16 protein-coding genes and 1 tRNA gene are annotated in these 22716 nt (G+C 56.7%); 13 read left to right on the top strand and 4 right to left on the bottom strand.

The window, feature by feature from the left end:
* Positions 1-951: 951 nt before the first annotated feature.
* Entirely contained in the window at positions 952-1818 is an 867-nt protein-coding gene (locus tag LAO21_16995) for a hypothetical protein (GenBank protein ID MBZ5554417.1), read from the bottom strand.
* A gap of 427 nt (positions 1819-2245) precedes the next feature.
* On the opposite strand from LAO21_16995, the gene LAO21_16990 reads away from it, so the two are divergent.
* Positions 2246-3394: a dipeptide epimerase gene (locus LAO21_16990; GenBank protein MBZ5554416.1), complete on the top strand. Its 1149-nt coding sequence runs from the start codon at positions 2246-2248 to the stop codon at positions 3392-3394.
* Positions 3395-3612: 218 nt separating this feature from the next.
* Positions 3613-3689: transfer RNA gene (locus tag LAO21_16985), tRNA-Val, on the top strand.
* Positions 3690-3895: 206 nt separating this feature from the next.
* Here the strand turns inward: LAO21_16985 and LAO21_16980 are convergent.
* Positions 3896-4159 (bottom strand): hypothetical protein, encoded by a 264-nt coding sequence (locus LAO21_16980; protein ID MBZ5554415.1) that lies wholly within the window; start codon positions 4157-4159, stop codon positions 3896-3898.
* Positions 4160-4872: 713 nt separating this feature from the next.
* Here LAO21_16980 and LAO21_16975 point away from each other — a divergent pair.
* A complete protein-coding gene (locus LAO21_16975; GenBank protein MBZ5554414.1) occupies positions 4873-6060 on the top strand; it encodes an efflux RND transporter periplasmic adaptor subunit in 1188 nt (395 codons plus the stop codon).
* 26 nt (positions 6061-6086) lie between these two features.
* Positions 6087-9239, top strand: a complete 3153-nt coding sequence (locus LAO21_16970; protein ID MBZ5554413.1) for an efflux RND transporter permease subunit — start codon at positions 6087-6089, stop codon at positions 9237-9239.
* A gap of 35 nt (positions 9240-9274) precedes the next feature.
* Here the strand turns inward: LAO21_16970 and LAO21_16965 are convergent, their stop codons facing one another.
* A complete protein-coding gene (locus LAO21_16965; protein ID MBZ5554412.1) occupies positions 9275-9631 on the bottom strand; it encodes a GxxExxY protein in 357 nt (118 codons plus the stop codon).
* A 152-nt stretch (positions 9632-9783) separates the two neighbouring features.
* Complete coding sequence (gene lepA / locus LAO21_16960) at positions 9784-11580, bottom strand: translation elongation factor 4 (GenBank protein MBZ5554411.1); 1797 nt, start codon at positions 11578-11580, stop codon at positions 9784-9786.
* Between the two features lie 245 nt (positions 11581-11825).
* On the opposite strand from lepA, the gene LAO21_16955 reads away from it, so the two are divergent.
* The 9 genes from LAO21_16955 (at position 11826) to LAO21_16915 (ending at position 22691) form a co-directional block, all read left to right on the top strand.
* Positions 11826-14456, top strand: coding sequence for a tetratricopeptide repeat protein (locus tag LAO21_16955; protein MBZ5554410.1), 2631 nt, complete (start codon positions 11826-11828; stop codon positions 14454-14456).
* A gap of 80 nt (positions 14457-14536) precedes the next feature.
* Complete coding sequence (locus LAO21_16950) at positions 14537-15733, top strand: acetyl-CoA C-acetyltransferase (protein MBZ5554409.1); 1197 nt, start codon at positions 14537-14539, stop codon at positions 15731-15733.
* 146 nt (positions 15734-15879) lie between these two features.
* Entirely contained in the window at positions 15880-16758 is an 879-nt protein-coding gene (locus LAO21_16945; protein MBZ5554408.1) for a 3-hydroxyacyl-CoA dehydrogenase family protein, read from the top strand.
* 121 nt (positions 16759-16879) lie between these two features.
* Positions 16880-17665: an enoyl-CoA hydratase/isomerase family protein gene (locus LAO21_16940; protein MBZ5554407.1), complete on the top strand. Its 786-nt coding sequence runs from the start codon at positions 16880-16882 to the stop codon at positions 17663-17665.
* 46 nt (positions 17666-17711) lie between these two features.
* Entirely contained in the window at positions 17712-18191 is a 480-nt protein-coding gene (gene ribH, locus LAO21_16935; protein ID MBZ5554406.1) for a 6,7-dimethyl-8-ribityllumazine synthase, read from the top strand.
* 188 nt (positions 18192-18379) lie between these two features.
* Positions 18380-18844: a transcription antitermination factor NusB gene (nusB, locus tag LAO21_16930; GenBank protein MBZ5554405.1), complete on the top strand. Its 465-nt coding sequence runs from the start codon at positions 18380-18382 to the stop codon at positions 18842-18844.
* 132 nt (positions 18845-18976) lie between these two features.
* The gene (gene lysS, locus LAO21_16925; protein ID MBZ5554404.1) at positions 18977-20530 is read left to right on the top strand and encodes a lysine--tRNA ligase; all 1554 of its coding nucleotides are present in this window, start codon (positions 18977-18979) and stop codon (positions 20528-20530) included.
* A 94-nt stretch (positions 20531-20624) separates the two neighbouring features.
* Positions 20625-21866 (top strand): ABC transporter permease, encoded by a 1242-nt coding sequence (locus LAO21_16920; protein ID MBZ5554403.1) that lies wholly within the window; start codon positions 20625-20627, stop codon positions 21864-21866.
* Positions 21867-21992: 126 nt separating this feature from the next.
* Positions 21993-22691: an ABC transporter ATP-binding protein gene (locus LAO21_16915; GenBank protein MBZ5554402.1), complete on the top strand. Its 699-nt coding sequence runs from the start codon at positions 21993-21995 to the stop codon at positions 22689-22691.
* Positions 22692-22716 lie beyond the last annotated feature (25 nt).

Raw genomic sequence — 22716 nt, 5'->3', positions numbered from 1 at the left:
GAGAAGTTGACTGAAAATGCTGCAAAATGTGTTCACGGTTGAGCCTCCGAATGTGAATTTGCAATCTTCCGGACTGCGAATCCATCATACGTGATGGCTCAACCCCTTTCATTTTAAAAAGCTAATTTGGACAAGAGTGTTGAGATGTTGAAGAACTACTTGCAAGGGACAAAACAGAATTGTATCCATCCTGGATGGAATAGTATGGGAAGTCAATCTCGAATTCTCTTGCAGCCACTTGGTTCCCTCCATAAAAATTTGAGGATGGAAACGCCAAGGCGAATAGCAACAGGCATCCTAAAACCTTCAGGCTTTTAAAAAAAATGTTTCTCATCGGCCCCTCCTTATCGAATTGGAATGAGTCAAGTCGACACGTGCATTCAACTGGAATCGCAAGAATTGTGAACCGAGCATCCTCGTCACCGTCTTTCAGATACAAGACGTGCTTCCGCCAATCAGTTCACACGCACACAGCTATGTATTTCAAGTCAGTGTTTATAGGGGGTCGAAAATCGTTCCCGAGAAACCAAAGATGGACGGCGTGCTGCCCCGTCCCTCCCTTGGAAAAAACCGCTATCTGAGCATAGACCGAGGAGTGTTAGTTGATGCGCATCCACCCTGTGATGCGATAGGCAGGCCTCAGCATGCACTACGAGAAGAACTGCGACCGTCACTTCCTCGATTGCCCTCAAATATAAAGTGCCTCAAGAATCAATTTAAGTGCACTCAAACGAAAATATTTGTCTAACGCTCACGTGTGGGTGAGGTCCTACAAGGAGGAGTTGAACCAATGCGGGGTCAAATCATCTCAAATTTCATCTCATTTGCGAGTTGACCGGGATTCCGCGATCGACGCCCAATGAGCAGATGGAATCATGAAAGATTTGACTCCTTGAAATTCTTCACCGTGGTAATCTCTAGCGCAACCCGCGCACGAGCCGTCGGTCATCCCTACTGGATCGTAAACGCCTTGGGCTGGACAGGTTGGTTCACGCTGAATTTCGAATAGTTCATATCCCATTCAGCGACGGAGGAGGCTTCCGCATCCACCGTGTAGCGAATGTTCCAGTGAGTCGGGAGCATCAAGCCCTCAACTTCTTTAAAGTTGTCGAAGCGCTCCTCCAGCTCGTACCGTTTTTCCTTTTGGCTGATTGAAAGCGTGGGACTTCCCGCCACAATCTGCGCGGGAATGACCAGCCGGTAGAGGGTTGCCACGTGGCGATACGTCTCGGCGTCAAAATAGAGATAGACGTTGAGGTCCTTGCCCTTCCGCGGCACGTAGCGGAGCTCGTGAGCGTCTTTCCCCGCAATCTTCTTTACCCCGTCATAATATAATCTTGGATTGCGTTTTTCGAGTTCAGCCAGCGCCCAGCGCGTCGAAAGGACACCGCCCATGAGTCCTTCTTTTACGATGAAATCGTAGGTGTAAAGAAACTGCCCCAGTCGCGACCGCAATCCGTCTCGAATATACCCGACGTCAAACTTTTCGCCGTCATAGACGAATTGCTCCGCCGGATAATTGAGATGGTTGAAGTTGATGATGAACTGGATCTTGTCACCCTCGGACACGAGGGTCGAAGGCCCGGAGAGGGACCCCGGTCCGCTCCCATCGACGATCCGCCACGCGCCATCCCCCTCCAAAGTGCAGGTTTTCCGCGCCGATAGTTTCTCGGAGGCGCCAATGGATTTGAGATGGCGGGAGACGAGTTCACCCGGGCTTAGCTTCGGATCCTTGGCCTCGAGGAGGCCCAAAGAAGCTAACACGACAAAAAGGGCGAAGGCCGTACCGAATACAATCCGGTTATTTATTTTTTCCATGATCACAAGATCCCTCCTTTGAGATCTGATTTGAAGTCCAGGGGGGAAAGATAGGATTCCCTGCAAATACTGAAATACGCCTAGAGAGTCGGGCCTTCTGAACTCCCGGTACTATCTCTTTGGCGGCAGCCTTGCGCCGTCTCTTCAAAGAAACCCCAGCAACCGCCGTCCAGCCGTAATGATGATAGATTCGAGCGCGCTTCTTCACCCTGTTGAAGGCCTTTGACGACTCGAATCCGATTCCACTTTCAGTTTGTCCGGGGGTGGATCTCGCCTCCCAATGGGGAAGAACATCACGGTTGAAGTGAAAATTAGCACAAGCGAGGAAACAAGTAAAGAAGAGATGTATGAATGTCCTTGGATCTCCGTTGCATTTTCCCCACTTCTCCACGAGAATACCTTGAGATTGCAGACCAGGACTCATCCCATGAAGATTACTCGCAAGCATTTCCTAAGAACAGCGACCCTGGCGGCGGCAGTTCCCTTTCTGCCGTCCCCTGCCCGGTTGAGTGAGGCCCAAGTGAAAAGCAAGAAAACGGCTACTTCGGGAACTTCAACCCAAATCCATGTCAAGACGGTTGAGCTTCGACTCAAGCATGCCTGGACCCTGTCGCGGAACACTTCAACCGTGAAGAATAATGTGTTTGTGCGCCTGGAGCGCGAAGGGGTGGCCGGGTGGGGGGAGGCGGCGCCGAATGTGCGCTACGACGAGACCGCCGAGTCCACGCTGAGCGCAATCCAGCAAGCTCGCCCCATCTTTGAAAAAGAAACGTGGTGGCACTACGCCCAAATCTCTGACGAGGTGGCCGGCACCGTCCATCATGACTCGTGCGCCAAGGCGGCGCTGAATATTGCCCTTTATGACTGGGTCGCCCGCAAGCTGGGGGTCCCTCTCTATCAAATGCTCGGGCTGGATCCCGCAAAAACGCCCGTCACCACCTTTTCAATCGGGATTGACACCCCCGAAGTCATGCAGCAGAAGGTCCGTGAAGCGGAAGAATTTCCAGTGCTGAAAATCAAGGTGGGGCTGAAGAACGACGAGGACATCATTCAGGCCATTCGCAAGGTGACTTCCAAGCCGTTGCGGGTGGATGCCAACGAAGGGTGGAAATCCAAGGAAGAGGCGGTGGAGAAGATCAACTGGATGGCCACGCAGGGCATCGAATTTGTGGAACAACCCATGCCCGCCAGTATGATTGAAGAAACGCGCTGGGTGCGCGAGCGCGTGAAGCTGCCCCTCATTGCCGATGAAGCGGTGTTGGGCGCGGCCGACATTCCCAACCTGGTGGGGGCCTTCGACGGCATCAACATCAAGTTGATGAAAGCCGGGGGAATCCACGAAGCCCTTCGCATGATTGAGCTCGCGCGGTCGCTCCGTCTGAAAATCATGCTGGGATGCATGATCGAAAGCTCCGTGGGGATCACCGCGGCGGCGCACCTCTCACCGCTCGTCGATTACGCTGATCTCGACGGCAATCTCCTGATCTCGAACGACCCTTTCAAAGGCGTGCTGGTCAGGAATGGAAAATTGATTTTGCCCAAACGGCCGGGCCTGGGCGTGACTGGGAGTGTGTAGGTGTCGGGAGTTAGGTGTCAGGTGTCGGGTGCCAGGTGTCGGGAAAAGCTCGAAGAGCGGGGGTAGGACCTCAAGGCCTGAGCTTCATAGTGGGATTCAACCTGCTGCCCTACTGATCTGGTTGGGTTTCTCCCTGACACCCGACACCTGCCACCTGACACCTCCACTGCGGTTGCAGATTCAAAATGCCCGTGCTAATATTGACGGCCGCTCGAAACAGGGCCGTAGCTCAGTTGGTATGAGCGCTTCCTTGACACGGAAGAGGTCAGCGGTTCGATCCCGCTCGGCCCTACCATCTTTAGTCATTTTCCTGTGAATTCGAAGTTCTTCCTACCCGCTCTCGGGGCCTCCCCAATCAAAAGTGCATGGACCGCGGGTCCTTCTGTTTCCTGCAGGTGCGCCGATCGGTATTCGAACGCAAGCCACCATCATGCTGTTGGAAATCCCGCCTCTACTGAAACCGAAAAGCACACCCGCAGGCCCTCATACTTTATATGTTCTTCAGTTTAGGACGAAGTATTCGGTCTTATGGGCAAAATGGATTTCGGCGACATGGTCACTGTCCAGAACCAGCTCATCCTGGTCGGATTTCTGCTCGGAATCCTTCCATTCACCCTGATCCTTCGCAACCACTTTCCCATCATCCGTTCTGAACACGATCAATTGGTTATCTTTAATCACGAAGGTGTATTCCCCCGCCTTCAAATGGGCATCGGCGATCGTCGCCGGCATGGTGTCCAGCGTCGCCCTCACTGTCTTAGCCAAAATTGGAACTGAGAAAGCTAGAGCGGCCAAAAAAATCACCAGGGATGAAATACTACGGAGACGCATAATGAAATCCTCCACTTTCGTTAGACTAACGCCTATGGGCATCCAGGGTGGGTCAAGCCCACTCTGAATCAAAACCATCTTTCGGGAAAACGTTCCAATCAAACGGATGCTCTGAATACACTCCGGGTTGCTGGATGTTCCTCGGAAGATGTTTTTGAACGAATCCAATCGCATGATTTTTCAGATGAATGGAGTTCCGTTGTAATTAGTTGTAAGTGGGGATCCCTCAACCGAAGCGGCTGTCCATCCATCGCCTTCTTCGATTGATCGGCGAGGGGCGGTTGAACCGTTGCAAGCTTTTCCCACGAAGTCCTCTCAAAACCCCCTGCAAAGTTCTTAGCTGCCTTTTCGAATCGGTGTTATGCTACTCTTCCTAAGGCTGAGGGGGATTTTTTGCCATGCAACTCCTTGCTCGCAAATGCCTCACAGGCCTCATCTTGGTTGTAACCCTCCAAGGAATTCGGTCGTCTTGGAGGGGTACCGACCATTCCTCCGCCGAGAATGGTTTCTGGAGGTCTTTGCGTTTCCCTCCCCGGTGATTTATAAGCCTTTAAGGACATCAGGAAGGCATCATAATGTTTACTCGAAAAAGCATCCCCGTGGGCCTACCAGAGACTGCGATCCCGTGGAAATCGATACAAGATCTTATGATAGTTTTGACCACCAGTGTTCTATTGGTCTTCAGCATTTCATGTTCGAAGGACACCCCCGGGAAGTCGAACAGCTCTGTGCAGAAGCCCATCAGCGCCCGGGTCATTCCGGTTGAATCGAAGCAGATCCGGCGAAACATTGAATCGGTCGGCTCCTTGTTCGCCTACGAGGAGGTCACGGTCAGTTCCGAAGTCGAGGGGCGGGTTGATGATGTGCTGGTGGACGTCGGCGATCACGTGGCACGCGGTCAGGCCATGGTCAAGGTGTCGCCTGTTGAACTCCAGTATGCGCTCGACCAGCAACGTGCTGCGTTGCGCCAAGCGCGTGCCCGGCTGGGTCTTTCCGAAGATGGCCCGGAGCTGAAAGATGTCCGTGATGCGGCCGAGGTCAAGAAGGCGGCGGCCGATCTGAATGAAGCGGACCAGAAGTTCCGCCGCGCCAAGGCCATGATGGACCAGGGCCTGCTTCCCCAACAGAACTTCGACGAAGTGGAGTCCAAGTACAAGTCCGCCCGCGCCGCTTATGATCTCGCGGTCCAAACCGTCGAAAATATCAGGCACCAGGTCTCCCAGTACCGCGCGACCGTCGCCCTGGCGCAAAAGAAATTGTCGGATTCGGTCATCCGGGCCCCCTTCGAAGGACAGATCAAGACGCGCACCGTGACACCCGGACAGTATCTGAAAGTCCAGACGCCCGTGATGGTGATTGTGAACATTGATCCCCTGCGCGTCCGTCTGAAGGTCCCCGAAAAGATGGCTGCGTGGGTCAGAGCAAACCAGGAGGTCACCCTCTCCGTGGAGGCTTACCCCGACCGGACTTTTTCCGGAAAGATATCGCGGATCAATCCTTCCGTGGACGAGCAAACCCGTTCCTTCGAAGTGGAAGCTTTGATCGTCAATCGGGAGGGACTTCTCAAGCCGGGGTTCTTCGTCAAGGCCAGCATTCCTTCCAATCGCGTCGAAAGCGGTCTATTCGTGCCTTACAGCGCGCTGCAATATGTCTACGGGCTTTACAAGGTCTATACGGTCGAGGGGAATCTGCTCAAAGAAAGGGACGTGAAAATCGGCGAGCGGAGCGGCGACCAGGTGGAGATTGTCGAGGGGATCGGTGCGGCGGATCGCGTGGCACTTCCGGCAAAGGGCCAGGTCTTCAAGGATCGAACCCCGATCGAAGTGGTTCCTTAGATGTATCCCGTGGTGGAGTTCAATCGATGACCCTTGCTGAAGTATGTGTGAAGCGGCCGGTCTTTGCGGTCATGTTGATCAGCTTCCTGGTCGTGCTGGGGATTTTTTCGTTCCGGGAGCTTGGCGTCGATCTCTTTCCGAAAGCTGACCCGGCCACCGTTTACATCAATGTCCGATTGCCGGGCGCCACACCGGAAGAGGTGACGACCCAGGTGATCCTTCCGCTTGAGGAGGCTGTCAGCACCATCAGTGGCCTCGATGAGCTGAACTCCTCGGCGTCCGAGGGGAGCGCGCGCGTCGTCTGCAAGTTCGTACTCGAACGGGAGATTGAAGGGGCGGCCCAGGACGTCCGCGAAAAAGTGGCGGGCGCGGTCCGCAATCTGCCCCCCAACATCCTCCCGCCGGTGATCCAGAAAGCGGACCCGGATTCCGATCCGGTCATCTCGCTGGTGGTGGCGGGTGACAAGAGCGTGCGTGAAACCACCGAGATCGCCGACAAACAGATCAAGCGGGTTCTCGAGACGGTCGACGGGGTCGGCGAAGTCAGCCTCACCGGCGCCCGCATCCGGCAGATCCGGATCCTGCTCGATGCCGAGAAATTGAATGCCCACGGCATTACCATCAACCAGGTCCAGGACGCCATTCAAAACGAGAATGTGGAAATCCCGGGCGGCCGCATCACGCGGGGCGACAATGAACTGGGGGTGCGAACGCTCGGGCGGATCGACGCCGTCAGCCAGTTCAGCGACATCATCGTCACCAACGTCAGGGGCACTCCGATCCGGGTCACCGACGTGGGCCGCGTCGAAGACAGCTATGCGGAGCCGCGTTCATGGAACCTGCTGGAGGGCAAGCAAGCCGTCACCCTGGATGTGCGACGCCAATCCGGCACCAATACCGTCGAAATCATCGATACGGTAAAGAAGAAGCTTGGGCAGATTCAACGGATGCTGCCCCCCGGCATCGCCATCCGGATCATCCGTGATCAATCCGTATTCATCAAGGCCTCCGTCGCCTCGTTGGAAGAGCATCTGTTGTTTGGAAGTCTTCTGGCGAGCCTGGTCGTTCTGCTCTTCATCCGAAACATCCGCTCCGTCATTATTGCTGCCATTGCGATCCCCACGTCCATTGTGGCCACTTTCACCCTCCTCAAGGCGATGGACTTCACCTTGAACAACATGACGCTGCTGGCCCTGACGCTGGCGGTGGGAATCGTGATCGATGATGCCATTGTCGTGCTCGAAAACATCGTCCGCTATCTTGAGGAGAAGCAATATCCCGCCAAGCAGGCCGCCATCGAGGCGACCCGGGAAATCACCTTGGCCGTCATGGCTACGACCCTGTCGCTGGTCATCATCTTCCTACCCATCGCTTTCATGAGCGGCTACGCACGGCGTTATGTCAACCAGTTCGGCTGGACGATGGCTTTTTCCATCATGGTCTCGATGCTGGTGAGCTTCACCCTGACCCCGATGCTGAGCTCGAAGTTGCTGAAGCGGGTTTCCGAAAAACGCGGTGCCTCCGAGAAGGATCTCATCGCCACGCCCGAAGCGCACGGGCATACGTCGAAGGATTCCGTTTTTTTCAGCTGGATCGACCGTCATTATGGCCGCCTCCTGGAGTGGTCTCTCAGTCATCGCGGCATTGTTGTGGCGGTGCTGTTGGCGACCTTTGCGCTGACCTTTCCTCTCAACGCGGTGGTGGGACGAGACTGGATTCCGCCCGATGACCAAAGTGAACTGACGTTGCTGATGGATTTGCCGGTCGGCACTTCGATCGATGGGACGTCCAAGGTCGCTAATGAAGTGGCCAATCAGATTGCGAAACTTCCCGGCGTGGAGTTCGTCAACCCCTTCATTCACGAAGGGAACTCCAGCCACGCTCATGTCTATGTCCGGCTGGTGGACCTCTCCCGTCGAAAATTCACAAACCAGGAGATTGCCGCGGAGGTGCGCAAGCTGACGAAGGATTATCCGGACATGCGAAGCCGCGTGATGATCCCTTCGGCCTTGGGCGGGGGAGAAACATACTTTCCGCTTCGCGCCCCCATCCTGGGGCCCGATTTCAAAAGAGTGACAGAGATTGCCAAGGAAGTTGCCCTGAGGTTGCGGGCCATCCCCGGACTGCTGGACGTGGATCCGGGGATGAGCATCAACAGCCCGGAACTGCAGGTCAAGATTGACCGCCAGCGGGCCTCCGATCTGGGGGTGCGCGCCAATGATGTGGCGGGTGCGCTTCGGCTCATGATTGCCGGCGAAGATCAGATCTCCACCTACAAGGAAGGGGACGAGCAGTACGATGTCACGATGCAACTGATGCCCGAGCAGCAAAAGAATCCCGATATCCTGGCGCGATTGATGATCCCCTCTTCCAAGGTCGGACAGGTCCGCCTGGACAATGTGGCTGCCATTCAACGCGGATTGGGGCCGGCGCGAATCGAGCGATACAACCGGCAGTTCCAGGTGTCGGTGAACGGCAGCAATGCGCCCGACTTTCCCCTCGACGCCGCCGCCCGTGCAGTGGGAGAGGAGATCCGCAAGGTGGGCCTGCCTGCCGGGTACAGCTATCGCTTCACGGGCGCCGTCAAGATCCTGGATGAAACCACCAAAAACCTGATCATCGCCTTCCTGCTCGCGTCCATCTTCATGTACATGGTGCTGGCGGCCCAGTTCGAGAGCTTTCTCCACCCCTTCACCATTATGTTGAGCCTGCCCCTGTCGATCCCGTTCGCGCTACTCTCGCTGTTCCTGACGGGGCGCACCCTCAACCTCTGGAGCGCCCTGGGGGTGTTGTTGCTGCTGGGAATTGTGAAGAAAAATGGAATTCTTCAGGTGGATTATACGAATAAATTGCGGGCACAAGGACTGCCGTTGCGGGACGCGATTGTCCAGGCGAACCATGTTCGGCTGCGACCGATCCTGATGACGACGCTGTCGATTGTGGCCGGCTTGATTCCGACCGCCATTGGAATCGGGGCGGGTTCAGCCCAGCGTTCGGCCATCGCCGTCACCATCATTGGCGGCCAGACCCTGTGCTTGCTTCCAACGTTGCTGGTGACCCCGGTCGCTTATTCACTCTTTGCGGAGTTGGAGGGACGGAAGTTGTTCGTGGGTGCCGGGGCGGTTATATCAAGACTGAAATTAAGCGCGACACGGTTCTTCACGTTTTTTGTGAATTGATTTCACCACAAAGACAGCAAGATCACAAAGCATATCTATTCCAACAGACCCATAACCCGCCGTCGAATGGGGTCCTTCAAGACCGGAACATTGAAGTTCAGAAGAAGGCCGATTTTCCATCCCCCTATTTTCAAATAACTCAGCAGCTGAGCCTCGTGAATCGGGAGAATGGATTCGACTGCTTTGATCTCGACAACAACGGCATCCAAAACCACAATATCCAAACGATAACCACAATCCAATCGCTTTCCCTTGTATTGCAGGGGCAAGGGTCGCTGACGCTCGAACGGAATCTGCCGAAGATTCAGTTCATAACAGAGACATTCTTCATAGGCTGACTCCAACAGGCCTGGCCCCAGGGCACGGTGTACGTCGAGTGCTGCACCAATGATTTCATGGTGATTTCATTGGGGTCCATATGATCCCCCTCTGCGCAGTTGGCGCCATCTTGGTGCGTTTTCTTGGGGGTGATGGGGGGAGAAAATTAAGAAACAACCTTACTATACATCAAAGAAACAAGACAACCCGAGATTCTCCGGTTCTCTCACTGCACCTTCAGGATCGCGAGGAACGCCTCCTGGGGGATATCGACCTTGCCCACCCGCTTCATGCGCTTCTTCCCTTCCTTTTGTTTCTCCAAGAGCTTCCGCTTGCGGGTGATATCACCTCCGTAGCATTTGGCGATGACGTTTTTGCCCATCGCCCGGACAGTTTCTCGCGAAATGACCCGGCTTCCCACTGCGGCTTGGATGGGAATGGGGAAGAGTTGGCGGGGAATCAATTCCTTCATCTTTTCGGTGAGGGCGCGACCGCGGGGAAAGGCCTGATCACGGTGGACGATCAGGGACAGCGCATCCACCGGCTCGTCATTGACCAGGAGGTCGAGTTTGACCAGGTCGGATTCCCGATAGCCGCTGAAATGGTAGTCGAAGGACGCATATCCGCGGGAGGCGGATTTCAGTCGATCATTAAAATCCAGGACGATTTCATTCAGCGGCAGGTCATACACCAGCATCACCCGGGTCGGGGAAACATATTCGAATTTTTTCTGGATCCCCCGCTTTTCCTCCGCCAGTTTCAGGATATTCCCGACGTACTCATGGTGACTCAACAGGGTGGCCTCGATCATGGGCTCTTCAATTCGATCGATTTCATTCGGGGGGGGAAGCTTGGTGGGATTGTCGACCTCGATGACGCTGCCATCGGTCCGAGTCACCCGGTATCGCACGCTGGGCGCGGTCGTCAGCAGGTTGAGATTGAATTCCCGCTCCAGCCGTTCCTGCACAATGTCCATGTGGAGCAGTCCGAGGAACCCGCATCGATAACCGAAGCCCAGCGCCAGCGAGTTCTCAGGCTCATAAAAGAACGAGGAATCATTGAGCCGGAGTTTCTCCAGAGCATCCCGCAGAGGCTCATACTGTTCCGCCTCCACCGGATAGAGGCCGGCGAACACCATCGGCTTAATTTCCTGAAAGCCGGGAAAGGGGGTCGCGGTTGGATGAACGGCATCCGTGAAGGTGTCCCCGATCTTGGTATCCGCGACGCGCTTAATGTTCGCAATGAAAAACCCCACTTCGCCCGCCCCCAGTGAATCCAGCGAGATCGCTTTGGGTGTCATGGCACCCAGATCCTCGATGGTATACACCTGGCCCGTAGCCATCGACCGTATTTGCTTCCCGCGGCGCATTTCCCCATCGATGACGCGCGTCAGGATCACGACGCCGCGATAGGAGTCAAACCAGGAATCAAAGATGAGCGCTTTGAGGGGAGCGTCGAAGTCCCCGGCCGGAGAGGGGATTTCCCGGACAATGGCTTCGAGAATTTCCCCGGTGCCGATCCCCTGCTTCGCGCTGGCCAGAATGGCATTGGAGGAATCAATGCCGATCAGGTGTTCGATCTGCTCTTTGATGACCGCCGGCTGGGCCGAGGGCAAATCGATCTTGTTGATGACTGGGATGATATGGAGATTATTGTTGACGGCGAGATAGCAGTTGGCCAGGGTTTGTGCTTCCACCCCCTGGGAGGCATCGACCACCAGGATGGCCCCCTCACAGGCCGCCAGTGACCGCGAGACTTCGTAGGAAAAGTCGACGTGCCCGGGCGTGTCAATGAGATTGAAAATGTACTCCTGATCGTCGAGCGCGTGGTAGGTCAGCCGCACCGCGTGCGCCTTAATCGTAATGCCCCGCTCGCGCTCAAGATCCATGGCATCCAGCACCTGCTCCCCCATCTCCCGCTGACTCAATGCCCCCGTCAACTCAAGCAGCCGGTCACTCAACGTGGTCTTGCCGTGATCGATGTGAGCTATTATTGAAAAATTTCGGATGAATTTTGTGTCCATGTCATCAGGAGAAGACTTCTCCGCCTCGACAAACAAAACACTATATCAACCGCCTCGGAAGACTGTCAATTGACACTCCACGTGCAGTCCCGGAGCTGGACGTGACGACCGCATGGCATCCGGAGGAACCCAGGGGTCGTACAATTCCTTTGAAAACTAAGGTGCGAAAGAGTATATTTCACATCAAAATTGGGCGCTTTTTTTGGGCCGCTCTTCTTGCCCGGCCCGATCTCAAACTTGAATTCATGTTTACCTCAAGCATTTACAAGAAGCGCATCGAGAAAGCACAGAAGAACCTTCAAAAGGGGAAGACCCGCGAAGCGCTCGAGGAGTACCTTGGCCTTTACCATGATGACCCCACCGATCCGGATCTGCTTCAGACCATTGCGGATCTCTATGTGCAGACCCATCAGAGTGAAGAGGCGATCCGGGCATACCAATCCTTAATTGATCAGGCTCAGGCGGAGGGGGCCCTGAGCAAGGCCATTTTTCTCCATCGCAAGATCATCAAACTCCGGCCCAACGATCCTCAGAAGATCCTTGACCTGGCCCATTTCCTCCTCCAAAACAACAAGGTCACCGAGGCTGTTCAGGAATATCAGATTGCGTCCCAGGTGCTCGCCAAGCAGGGCAAGGCCTCAGCGGCCATGCACTGTTACGAGCGAATCGTGGAGCTTCTGCCTGAAGAGACGGCCCACTATGAAACTCTCGGAAAATTTGCTGCGGCGAACAAGGAGGAGGCGGTCGCGGAGCGCGCCCTGCTCACTGCGGGAAAGCAGCATCTGGCGAAGAAGAACTTTGCGGAAGCCGTGGCCGACCTCCAGCAAGTGATCCAATTGAACCCGAAGAACGCCGAGACGGTGCTGACGGTGGCGCATTTGTACGCTGCCGAGAAACGCTGGGAGATGGTGGTGGAAATTCTGGAAGCAGGGGCCCAGGCCAATCCGCAGCACCCGCAACTCCTGGACGACCTGGGCGCGGCAAATGTCCATCTCAATCGGCTCGATAAGGCTGACCAGGTCTGGTCACGCCTTTTTCAAATCAAACCGGAGTCCTATCCCCGACTGGTTTCCCTGGCAGAGAAATGGCTCCAGGCGAACAACCCCGCCAACGCCTTCGCCCTCGCCATGAAACTTAAGGAGTATTGTTTCCGGATCCGGCAGTATCCGGTCGTCACGGGCTTGCTGGAGACCATTGTCGCACGGAACCCGAACGATGTAGCGGTCCTTTCCCAACTCGCGGGGCTTCACCTGTCGCTCAACAATCGTGAGGAATACAAGCAATCCCTCGAGAAGATGTTTGAAGCCCATTGTGAGGCCGAGAACCATGCGATGGCAGCGGAGGTCCTGGACAACCTGATCAGCGGCGACCCCTCCGATGTCGCTCATGGGGAACGTCTGGAACGCTTGAGGACCAAGCTCCCGCCCGCTACGCTCCAGCCCCTCGAGGCCCATCTCGAAAAGGTCGGCGTTTACCGGCGAGCGGCAGACCGAAAGGCCGAACAGCAGGCGCCTGCGGAGGCCGAGGTCGAACCGCCCGTCGCCATCGGTAAGCCCACCAATGAGGCGATCGAAGATTTGTTTCTGCAGGCAGAACTCCTCTTGAAGTATCAAATGAAGGACCGGGCCCTCGTCCCGCTGAAGAAGCTGGAGACGATGACCCCTTTGCCCGCTGAGTTCAAGGAACGCTACCTCACCTTGTGTCGGGAAACGGGTCACTCACCGGCGGGGGGCATGGAGGAAACTCCGACTCCGGCGCCGAAACCCGCCGGGGCGCCCATCGGAACGGCGCGCCCTTCCCCGGGGGTGCGTCCCGTTGAAACCAATGTCGGACGCGGGATTGAAGCGATCGCGGCCATCTTCCGCAAGGTCCATCTTCAACAGGGCGCGAAGGGCGTGTTGTACACGGCGGTCCATGAGCTGGGCAAGCTTCTGCATGTCAGCCGATGCTTTGCAGCCCTCTCTTCAGCAGCTAAACCTGCCAGCACCTACATTGAGTACTGCGAGTCCAAGCGCGCCAAATCGGATCCCAGCACGCTGGTTCCTTTGCTGCAGTTCTGTGAGCAGACTGTGGTGGTCAACCGTCGGCCTCTGTTTTCCGACCGGGTGACGGAGGATCCCGAGTTCGAGAAGATCCGACCGGAACTCGTTTCACTGGGGGTGCAATCCCTGGTGGTCTGGCCTCTTTCAAGCCAGGAGCAGGTGATTGGGTTTGTCGGCCTCGAGCAGGCCGAGGAAGTTCGGTCTTGGACGGGGGAGGAGATTCTCATTCTTCAGACCGTGACCGAACAGATCGCCGTGGCCCTGGGGCATGCCCGGTTGCGCCATCTTGTGAAGACCCTGGCCGTCATCGATGAAGAGACGGGGCTCATCAGCCGACACTCATTTTTCGACTGCCTGGTGTCGGAGATTGACCAGGCCCGAAGACAGGGCACCACCCTCTCCCTCGCCCTGCTGGAGCTGAGTCACATGGAGGAGTTGGAGCGGTTGCAGGACTCCTTCCGCGCCATGCAGCTGTTGAGAGATTTTGCGCAATTGATCATCGCGCACACCCGGGAAACCGACATTGCGGTCAAGTTTGACCGCTCGATCATTGCATTGATTCTCCCCGATACGCCCTACAGTGAGGCGGATTGGGTGGTCCAGAAATTTCATTCATTCCTGACTTCCGAGGCGCTCGAGAAACTCCATTCGCTGGTCGGTGAAGCCCCTGTCCTGTTGTCCTCCGCGGCGGCAGAGGCCCTGGTGACGCCTCATACGGATCCGGCGGATTCCGCCACCGACGTGGTTTTCCGCGCCGAGCAGGCGTTGGCCCAATCCCGCACTGTCGCTTCCGAACCGCAATCCTCTCTTGACCCGTCGCTGTCCCAGAGATAGCGTTGACACGCGAATTCACTATCTGCTAGTTTGTGAGCGCTTGGGCAGTCCCCACATGAGCTGAAGCTTGAGGTGTCTTTATGAGTCAAAAAGACGAGATCGTCATCGTGGCCGGTGCCCGGACTCCCATGACGGAATACAACGGGGTGTTGAAAGATTTCACTCAGAGCGAACTGGGGGCCATCGCCGCCCGCGAGGCGATCCGCCGTGCGGGAGTCGATCCGGGAGAGATCGACCACGTGATCATCGGGAATGCCATGCAGACCTCCCCCGATGCCATCTATTGTGCCCGTCATGTCGGCCTCAAGGCGGGAGTCCCCATTGAAACCCCGGCCGTGACCGTGAATCGATTGTGCGGCTCCGGGATGGAGTCGATCGTTCAAGCCGCGCACCGCATCCTGCTGGAGGAGGCAAAGCTGGTGCTGGCCGGAGGCTGCGAATCCATGTCCCAGGCCCCCTTCGTTCTCCGAGGAGTGCGGTCGGGCCTTCGACTGGGGAACGCCGTGCTTGAAGATTCCTTGATGGTCTCCCTGATGGATTCCTACTGCCACCTGTACATGGCCCAGACGGCCGAAAATCTGGCCGCCAAATTTGGCTGGTCCCGAAACGATCAAGATTCCTTTGCGCTACGCAGCCAACACCTTGCGGCAGAGGCCTGGAAGAGTTGCCGCCTCTCCGATGAGGTCGTGCCGGTGGAAGTCAAGACCAAGAAGGGGGTGGAGCTCGTCAAGCAGGATGACCACATGAGGCCGGATACTACGCTTGAAGGGCTGGGAAAATTGCAGCCTGCATTTGGGAAGAGCGGCACGGTGACCGCCGGCAATGCCAGTGGAATTGTCGATGGGGGTGCGGCGGTGGTGGTGACGTCGGCCGCCTATGCCCGGGAGCGCGGTCTCAAACCCCTGGGCCGGGTGATTGGATGGGCGGTGGCGGGGGTGGAACCGGAGTTGATGGGCCGGGGACCTGTTCCCGCCACACGGAAGGTCCTGGAGAGAACGGGAATGAAGCTGGACCAAATGGACCTTATCGAAGTCAACGAGGCCTTCGCCGCGCAGTACCTGGGAGTGGAGAAGGAGCTCGGGCTCGACCGCGAAAAGGTCAACGTGAACGGCGGGGCCATCGCCCTGGGACATCCGCTGGGCGCCAGCGGAACGCGTTTGGTTCTTACGATTTTGCATGAACTGCGGCGGCGCCAGAAACGTTACGGGCTGACGACCGCTTGCATCGGGGGCGGCCAGGGCATCGCCATGATCGTGGAGGCCCGCCAGTCGTCCTGATCATTGGGCGATTCACCCGCGTCGGCCTGCACCTCGACCGGGGGACATCGCCCTGGAGTGAAATTCGAAAATGCAACTTTTCGGACGGGAAGGATGATTCCGTCCTCCCTTGCTTTCAACCCTAAATTTCATATGGAGCAGTGACCATGGAGATCAAAAAAGTTGGAGTTGTCGGGTGTGGGCTGATGGGTTCGGGAATTGCGCAGGTGGCTGCGACGGCCGGATATGAAACATTGGTCCGCGAAGTCTCCCAGGCGCTGCTTGATAAGGGTTTCGGATTCATCGACAAGTCGCTCAGCAAGTTCGTGGAGAAAGGGGCGATGTCGGCCGATGATAAACGACAGACGATGAACCGGCTGAGCGGAACTGTGCACTTTGAAGGCTTGAAGGACTGCGACATCATCATTGAAGCCATCACGGAGAACCTGGAAACCAAGAAGCTGACCTACCGGATGCTCGAAGAAGTGGCCGGCCCGGAGACCATCTTCGCGTCCAACACCTCCTCGCTCTCCATCACCGAGATGATGACCTCCACGAAACGACCCGGTCGTTTCATTGGGATGCACTTCTTCAACCCCGTCCCCCTGATGAAGCTGGTGGAAGTGGTCCGGACCATTGCCACGGATCCTCACATCTATGAGCAGGCGGTCCAATTCACGGAATCGCTGGGGAAGGTGGCGGTGAGGGCGCGGGATACCGGCGGGTTCATTGTCAATCGCTTGCTGGTGCCCTATCTTCTCGACGCGATCCGCGCGTTCGAGGAAGGGGTGGGGTCGATCGTCGATATTGACAATGGCATGAAACTGGGTTGTGGATATCCTATGGGACCCTTCACCCTTCTCGATTTCGTGGGACTCGATACCACCTACTACATCGCCGAAATCATGTTCGAAGAGTTTAAAGAAAAACGATTTGCTTCCCCGCCGTTGTTGAAGCGGCTGGTCCTGGCCGGTAACTTCGGGAAGAAGACAGGGCGAGGGTTTTATGATTGGAGTGATCCGAAAAACCCGAAGCCGGCCCTTTAGAGGCAAGAGCGACTGCAAGGAGGCACGGCGTGAATCAACGGCATCCGGGACGGCGAGTGATGGGGTCGGACTGGAAATCCCGCTGCTCATCCAAAATTCTCAGGCAAAGATGGAGTTCTTTATGTCCTCGTATGAAAACATTCTGTTCGAGAAAAGAAGCCAGCTCGCGTATGTCACCATCAACCGACCAACCAAGTTGAACGCCTTGAACCGGGCCGTGATGCAAGAGTTGGACGATGTTTTTGCGACGATTTCTCAGGACGATGGGGTCCGCGCCGTCATCCTGACGGGGGCGGGTGAAAAGGCCTTCGTGGCGGGTGCGGACATCGGTCAGCTGGCGACACAATCCCCCGTCGAAGGCAAAGAGTTTTCGCTTTGGGGCCAAAAGGTTCTCCACAGGATTGAGACCCTGGGCAAGCCCGTGATCGCGGCCATCAATGGCTACGCCCTGGGGGGAGGCTGCGAACTCGCCCTGGCCTGCACCCTCCGCATCGCCAGTGAGAATGCCCGCCTGGGCCAGCCGGAAGTGAAGCTCGGCATCATGGCAGGATACGGCGGAACTCAACGGCTGCCACGGCTGGTGGGCAAGGGGATGGCCATGCAACTCCTCCTCACCGGTGAGCAGATCTCAGGGACTGAAGCCTATCTGATCGGTCTCGTCAATAAAGTAGTGCCCTATGCTGAACTCATGCCCACGGCCGAGAAAGTGGCACAGGCGATGATTGCCAATGCGCCGCTCGCCTTGAAGTACTCCATGGAGGCCGTGAATCGTGGTCTCGAAGGTACCCAGGAGGACGGGTTATTCCTTGAGGCAACGCTGTTCGGCCTATGCTGCACCACTGAGGATATGAAAGAGGGAACTCAAGCCTTCCTGGAAAAGCGCCCCGCCCAATTCAAAGGAAAGTAGAAGTGCGCTTTCGGGAGTGGAGAAAAAACCCCGTTCGAGTGATCTAATGACCCGAGCCAAGATCCAAACAGTGACCGGCGATCTCAACGCCCGTGGCAAGAAGTTCGCTATCGTCGTGTCCCGATTCAACAGTTTCATCGGCGAACGCCTGCTCTCGGCCGCTTTGGAGACGCTGGAACGCACGGGCGCAAACCTGAGGAGGGATGTAAAGGTCGTCCGGGTGCCCGGGGCGTTTGAAATTCCCCAGGCCGCCAGCCGCCTGGCCCGCTCCGGAAAATTTGAGGCGATCATTACGCTTGGTTGTATTATCCGGGGGGAGACGCCTCATTTTGATTCGGTTTGTGCCGGCTGCGCCAAGGGGATCGAGGTCGCCAGCGTGGAAGCGCAAACGCCGATTGCGTTCGGCGTGTTGACATGCAATACGCTCGAAGAGGCCATCCAACGTGCGGGAGGCAAAGCCGGCAACAAGGGGAGCGATGCGGCGATGGCGGCCATCGAGATGGCTGGCTTGATGAGAAAGATCTGAAGCCGTTGCCAGTGGTCAGTTGCCAGTTGAGAACGAACTGAACCATTTGTAAATTCGAAATTCGTTGCTTCAAATCGGAGAGCCGTGATTACCAAAGATCGAATAAATAAATCTAGCGCTGATGGCTGACCGCTGGCAACTGAGAACTGGCAACTGCTATTTGAAAAATCCAAGGTGCCCGCTCTACAATGATCACCCGTCGAAAGTCAAGAGAACTTGGCCTCCAGATGTTATTTCAATGGGATATTGCAAAAGCGAGCCCGGAGGAGGTTGATGAAACTTTTTGGCCCTTGCGGGAAGAAGATCCCGAGGAGTACCCGTTTGCCCGCAAGCTTTTCACAGCAGCCACGACCGAAATCAAACGGATCGATCAGCTCATCGTCAAACACTCCGAGCATTGGCGCCTCGAGCGAATGCCGGCCGTAGACCGAAACGTGCTCCGCCTGGCAATCGCGGAGTTCCTGACCGAAGCCGATACCCCCAAAGTCGTCGTGATCAACGAAGCGCTGGAAATCGCCCGCCGTTTCAGCGGTCCGGAATCGGTGCAATTCATTAACGGAATTTTGGACCAGGTGAGGAAGACGCTGGAAGGGGAAGAAGCCCCGTCGCCGCCCTCGGCTAAAACCGCTTCAACCGACGCCGATGAAGGATGAAAAAGAGGAAAGCCCAGACCCGCTCCCGTATCTTCCCCGCATTGTTCCTTGACCCTGCGTAAAGGCAACCTCTATAATCCCACGTTCATTTGCGCACAGCACAGACTGAGGACCCGGACAGTGACTGAACCCATAAGCCCACTCCTTTCTGAAGGAGACCAGATCGCCCAGCGGAGGAAGAAACTCGAGGAGATCATCGCCCTGGGACATTCCCCCTACCCCTCCCGGTTTGACTGGAACACCACCGCGACCGAGGTTCTCCAAACCCATGGCGGCGCTTCCAAGGAACAACTGGAAACGACGAAGATTGCCGTCCGGTTGTGCGGCCGTTTGATGACGATTCGGGGGCACGGCAAGGCGGCCTTCGCTCATCTCAGCGACGGGGCGAAGAAGCTGCAAATCTATGTGCGGCTGGACGCCGTCGGCGAAGAGAATTTCAAGCTCTTTCAACTGCTCGATATCGGGGATTTGATCGGGGTGGAGGGATCCCTGTTCCGCACCAAGACCAACGAACTGACCGTCCATGTGGAGAAGTGCACCCTGCTGGCAAAGGCCTTTCTGCCATTGCCCGAAAAATGGCATGGCTTGTCGGATGTGGAAATCCGGTATCGCCAGCGCTATCTGGATCTCGTGGTGACGCCGGAGGTCCGTGAGACCTTTCTCAAGCGCAGTCAGATCATCCGATTTATCCGCCGGTTTTTCGATGCACGCGGATATATCGAGGTCGAAACGCCGATGATGCAGCCGATGGCCGGTGGAGCGCTGGCGCGCCCCTTTGTCACGCACCATAACGCCCTCGACATCGATCTTTATTTGCGCATCGCCCCGGAGCTCTATCTCAAGCGATTGATCGTCGGGGGATTAAACCGGGTCTACGAGATCAATCGAAATTTTCGGAATGAGGGCATCTCGACCCGGCACAATCCCGAGTTCACCATGCTCGAGTTCTATCAGGCGTACAGCGATTATCGGGACCTGATGAGTTTGACGGAAGAACTGCTCCGGTCGTTGGTCCAGGAGGTCAGCGGCGGCCTGCGGGTGGAGTACGGCGATCTGGAGCTCTCCTTTGAGAAGTTCGATTGTCTGACCATGAGGGAGGCGGTAGTGCGGTATTGGAAGAACCCCTCCAATCGGCCGACCCTTGAAAGCTTGCGGTCCGAATCCGGCATGCGTGCGGCCGCGAGCGCTCACAACGGGAATGCTGCCAGCTCGGGGAGAACCCTCGAACGTGTCGATGAGAGACTGTCGGCCGGCCTCCTGCTGGGCGCGCTGTTTGAGGCGGTCGCCGAGAAGGAGTTGATTCAGCCCACCTTCATCTTCGAATTCCCGGTGGAGCTTTCCCCCCTCTCCAAGCGCAACACAGATGATCCGGCCATGGTGGACCGGTTTGAATTGTATATTGCAGGGATGGAAATCGCGAATGCGTTCAGTGAACTCAACGATCCCCTTGATCAGCGGGACCGCTTTGAGCAACAGCTCAAACAGCGGGAAGGAGGCAACGAGGAGGCCCATCGGATGGACGAGGATTACCTCCGCGCCCTCAGCTATGGAATGCCCCCCACGGCGGGTGAAGGGGTGGGCATCGACCGCTTGACCATGCTGTTGACGAACTCCAAGTCCATTCGCGATGTGATCCTGTTCCCGCTGATGCGCCCCGAAAGAAGGGGGACTGACCCGACCGATTGAAGGCAGGAGTCGAGAGGCATCCGCCGCAACAGGCCGGACGCCGCCCGAATCCCGGAGGCACCCTCCGCACTGCCTGCCCGATTCTCGACAGACCATGAAATTCGAATTGTTTATTGCTACACGATATCTCAAGGCCAAGCGCAAACAAGCGGTGATCTCCATCATCACGGTAATCTCCGTGATCGGGGTGGCCGCCGGGGTGGCGTCGCTGATTATCGCCCTTGCGGTCAATGCCGGGTTCAAGGAGGACCTGCAGAAGCGACTTCTGGGGGCCACCGCGAACATTAACCTCTTGCGCGTCGAGAACGATGGGATCCGGGACTATGAATCGCTGCTGGTTCGGCTTGCCCAGGTGCCTCATGTCGTCGCGCTGGCGCCGGCTATTTATGAACAGGTCCTGCTTTCGAGCGGGACCCGGGCCAAAGGGGTGGTTCTGAAGGGCATCGACGTCAAGCGGGAACTCCAGGTCGGGGATTTGCTGCAATCGGTGAGGCAGGGCAAGCTGGACGCCTTGGAGACAGACACCCAGGAAAATCCGGCTGCTCCGGCCCCCCTGGCCGTCGGAAAAGATCTGGCGGAATCGTTGGGGGCCGAGGTGGGTGATGTCGTCACGGCAGTCAGTCCGCAGGGCAACATCACGCCGACGGGCGTCATCCCGCGCTACAAGAAATTCAGGGTGGCTGCGATCTACGATTCCGGTTTTTTTGACTATGATTCAGCGTGGGTGTTTACTTCGCTCCCGGCGGCCCAAAACCTCTTTTCCCTGCCGGATGTCGCCTCGGTAATTGAATTCAGGATTGACGACATTTACCGGGCTTCTGAGGTGGCGACGGATCTCAAAGGGATGGCAGGTCCCGGCTACACGACGGTCAACTGGATGGAGCAGAACCGATCCCTCTTCCAGGCGCTGAAACTGGAGAAAGTGGTGACAGTCATTACCATCGGTTTGATTGTTCTGGTCGCCGCCCTGAACATCCTGATCACGCTGGTGATGATGGTCATGGAGAAGAACCGGGACATTGCCATCCTGGTGGCCATGGGCGCGCGCTTGGATCAAATCCGGAAGATATTTATCTGGCAGGGAGTCATTATCGGGGTCGTGGGAACGGTTTTTGGCGCCCTGGTCGGGTACTCGGTCAGCTGGGTCTGTGAGCGGTACCACCTCATCGCCTTGAATGCGGATGTCTACTCTTTTGCCTATGTCCCCTTCAGAACCCGTCCGTCCGATGGCCTTCTCATTGCCGCAGCTGCGATTTTGATCAGTTTTCTTTCAACCCTGTATCCGGCACGCAGTGCTGCCCGCGTTTCGCCCGTGGAAGTGCTGAGATATGAATGAAGCCCGCCGGGAATTCAACCCCACCGCCCCGATCCAAGGGGAGGCGCCCGGTCCGTTCCGTTTTGTTCAGGATGCGTCCGCAAACGCCCGCCATTCCGGCATTCCGAGGCCATCCGGGATAGATTCTTGAATATCTTCCTTCAAGCCAAAAACCTCGCCCAGGTCTTTCACGTCGGTGACCACTCCCTCACGGTTTTCGAGGATCTGTCATTTGAAGTGAGCGCCGGAGAAATGGTCGCGGTGACCGGCGAGTCGGGCGCTGGAAAGTCGACCTTGCTCTACCTTCTGGGCGGACTGGAGCAGCCCACCCACGGTGAAATTCTGATTGATGGCCGCGAGATCCACCGGGCCGCACTGGGAGCGCTCGCCGGGTTTCGAAACCAGGACATCGGATTCGTGTTTCAATTCCACTATTTGCTTCCGGAATTCACCGCCCTCGAGAACGTCTGTATCCCCCGGCTCATTCATGGAGAGGCCTACCGGGAGGCTCGCCCCGAGGCTGAGCAAATTCTTGGAGAAGTGGGGCTGGGCGACCGGATGGGACACCGGGTGGGTCAGTTGTCGGGGGGGGAGCAGCAACGCGTCGCCCTGGCGCGCGCCCTCATCAATCATCCGAAACTCTTACTGGCGGACGAGCCGACCGGCAACCTGGACTACAAGACCAGCACCTCGGTGATCGCCTTGCTCCGCCGCCTGCACCGGGAACACCAGCTGACTTCCGTCATCGCCACTCACAGCCGGGAGGTGTCGGGGCAGGCGGATCGCGTTTTTTGCATCGCCGAGGGGCGACTCTTTGAAGTTGATAAAAACACTTTTGCTAGGTAGAATGACTGGCGCTCTGGAGACTTTC

The organism is Terriglobia bacterium (assembly GCA_020073085.1).
Lineage (GTDB): Bacteria > Acidobacteriota > Terriglobia > JAIQFV01 > JAIQFV01 > JAIQFV01.
Note: the sequence above shows the minus strand (reverse complement) of the source record. Positions and strands in the feature narration are given on the sequence as shown.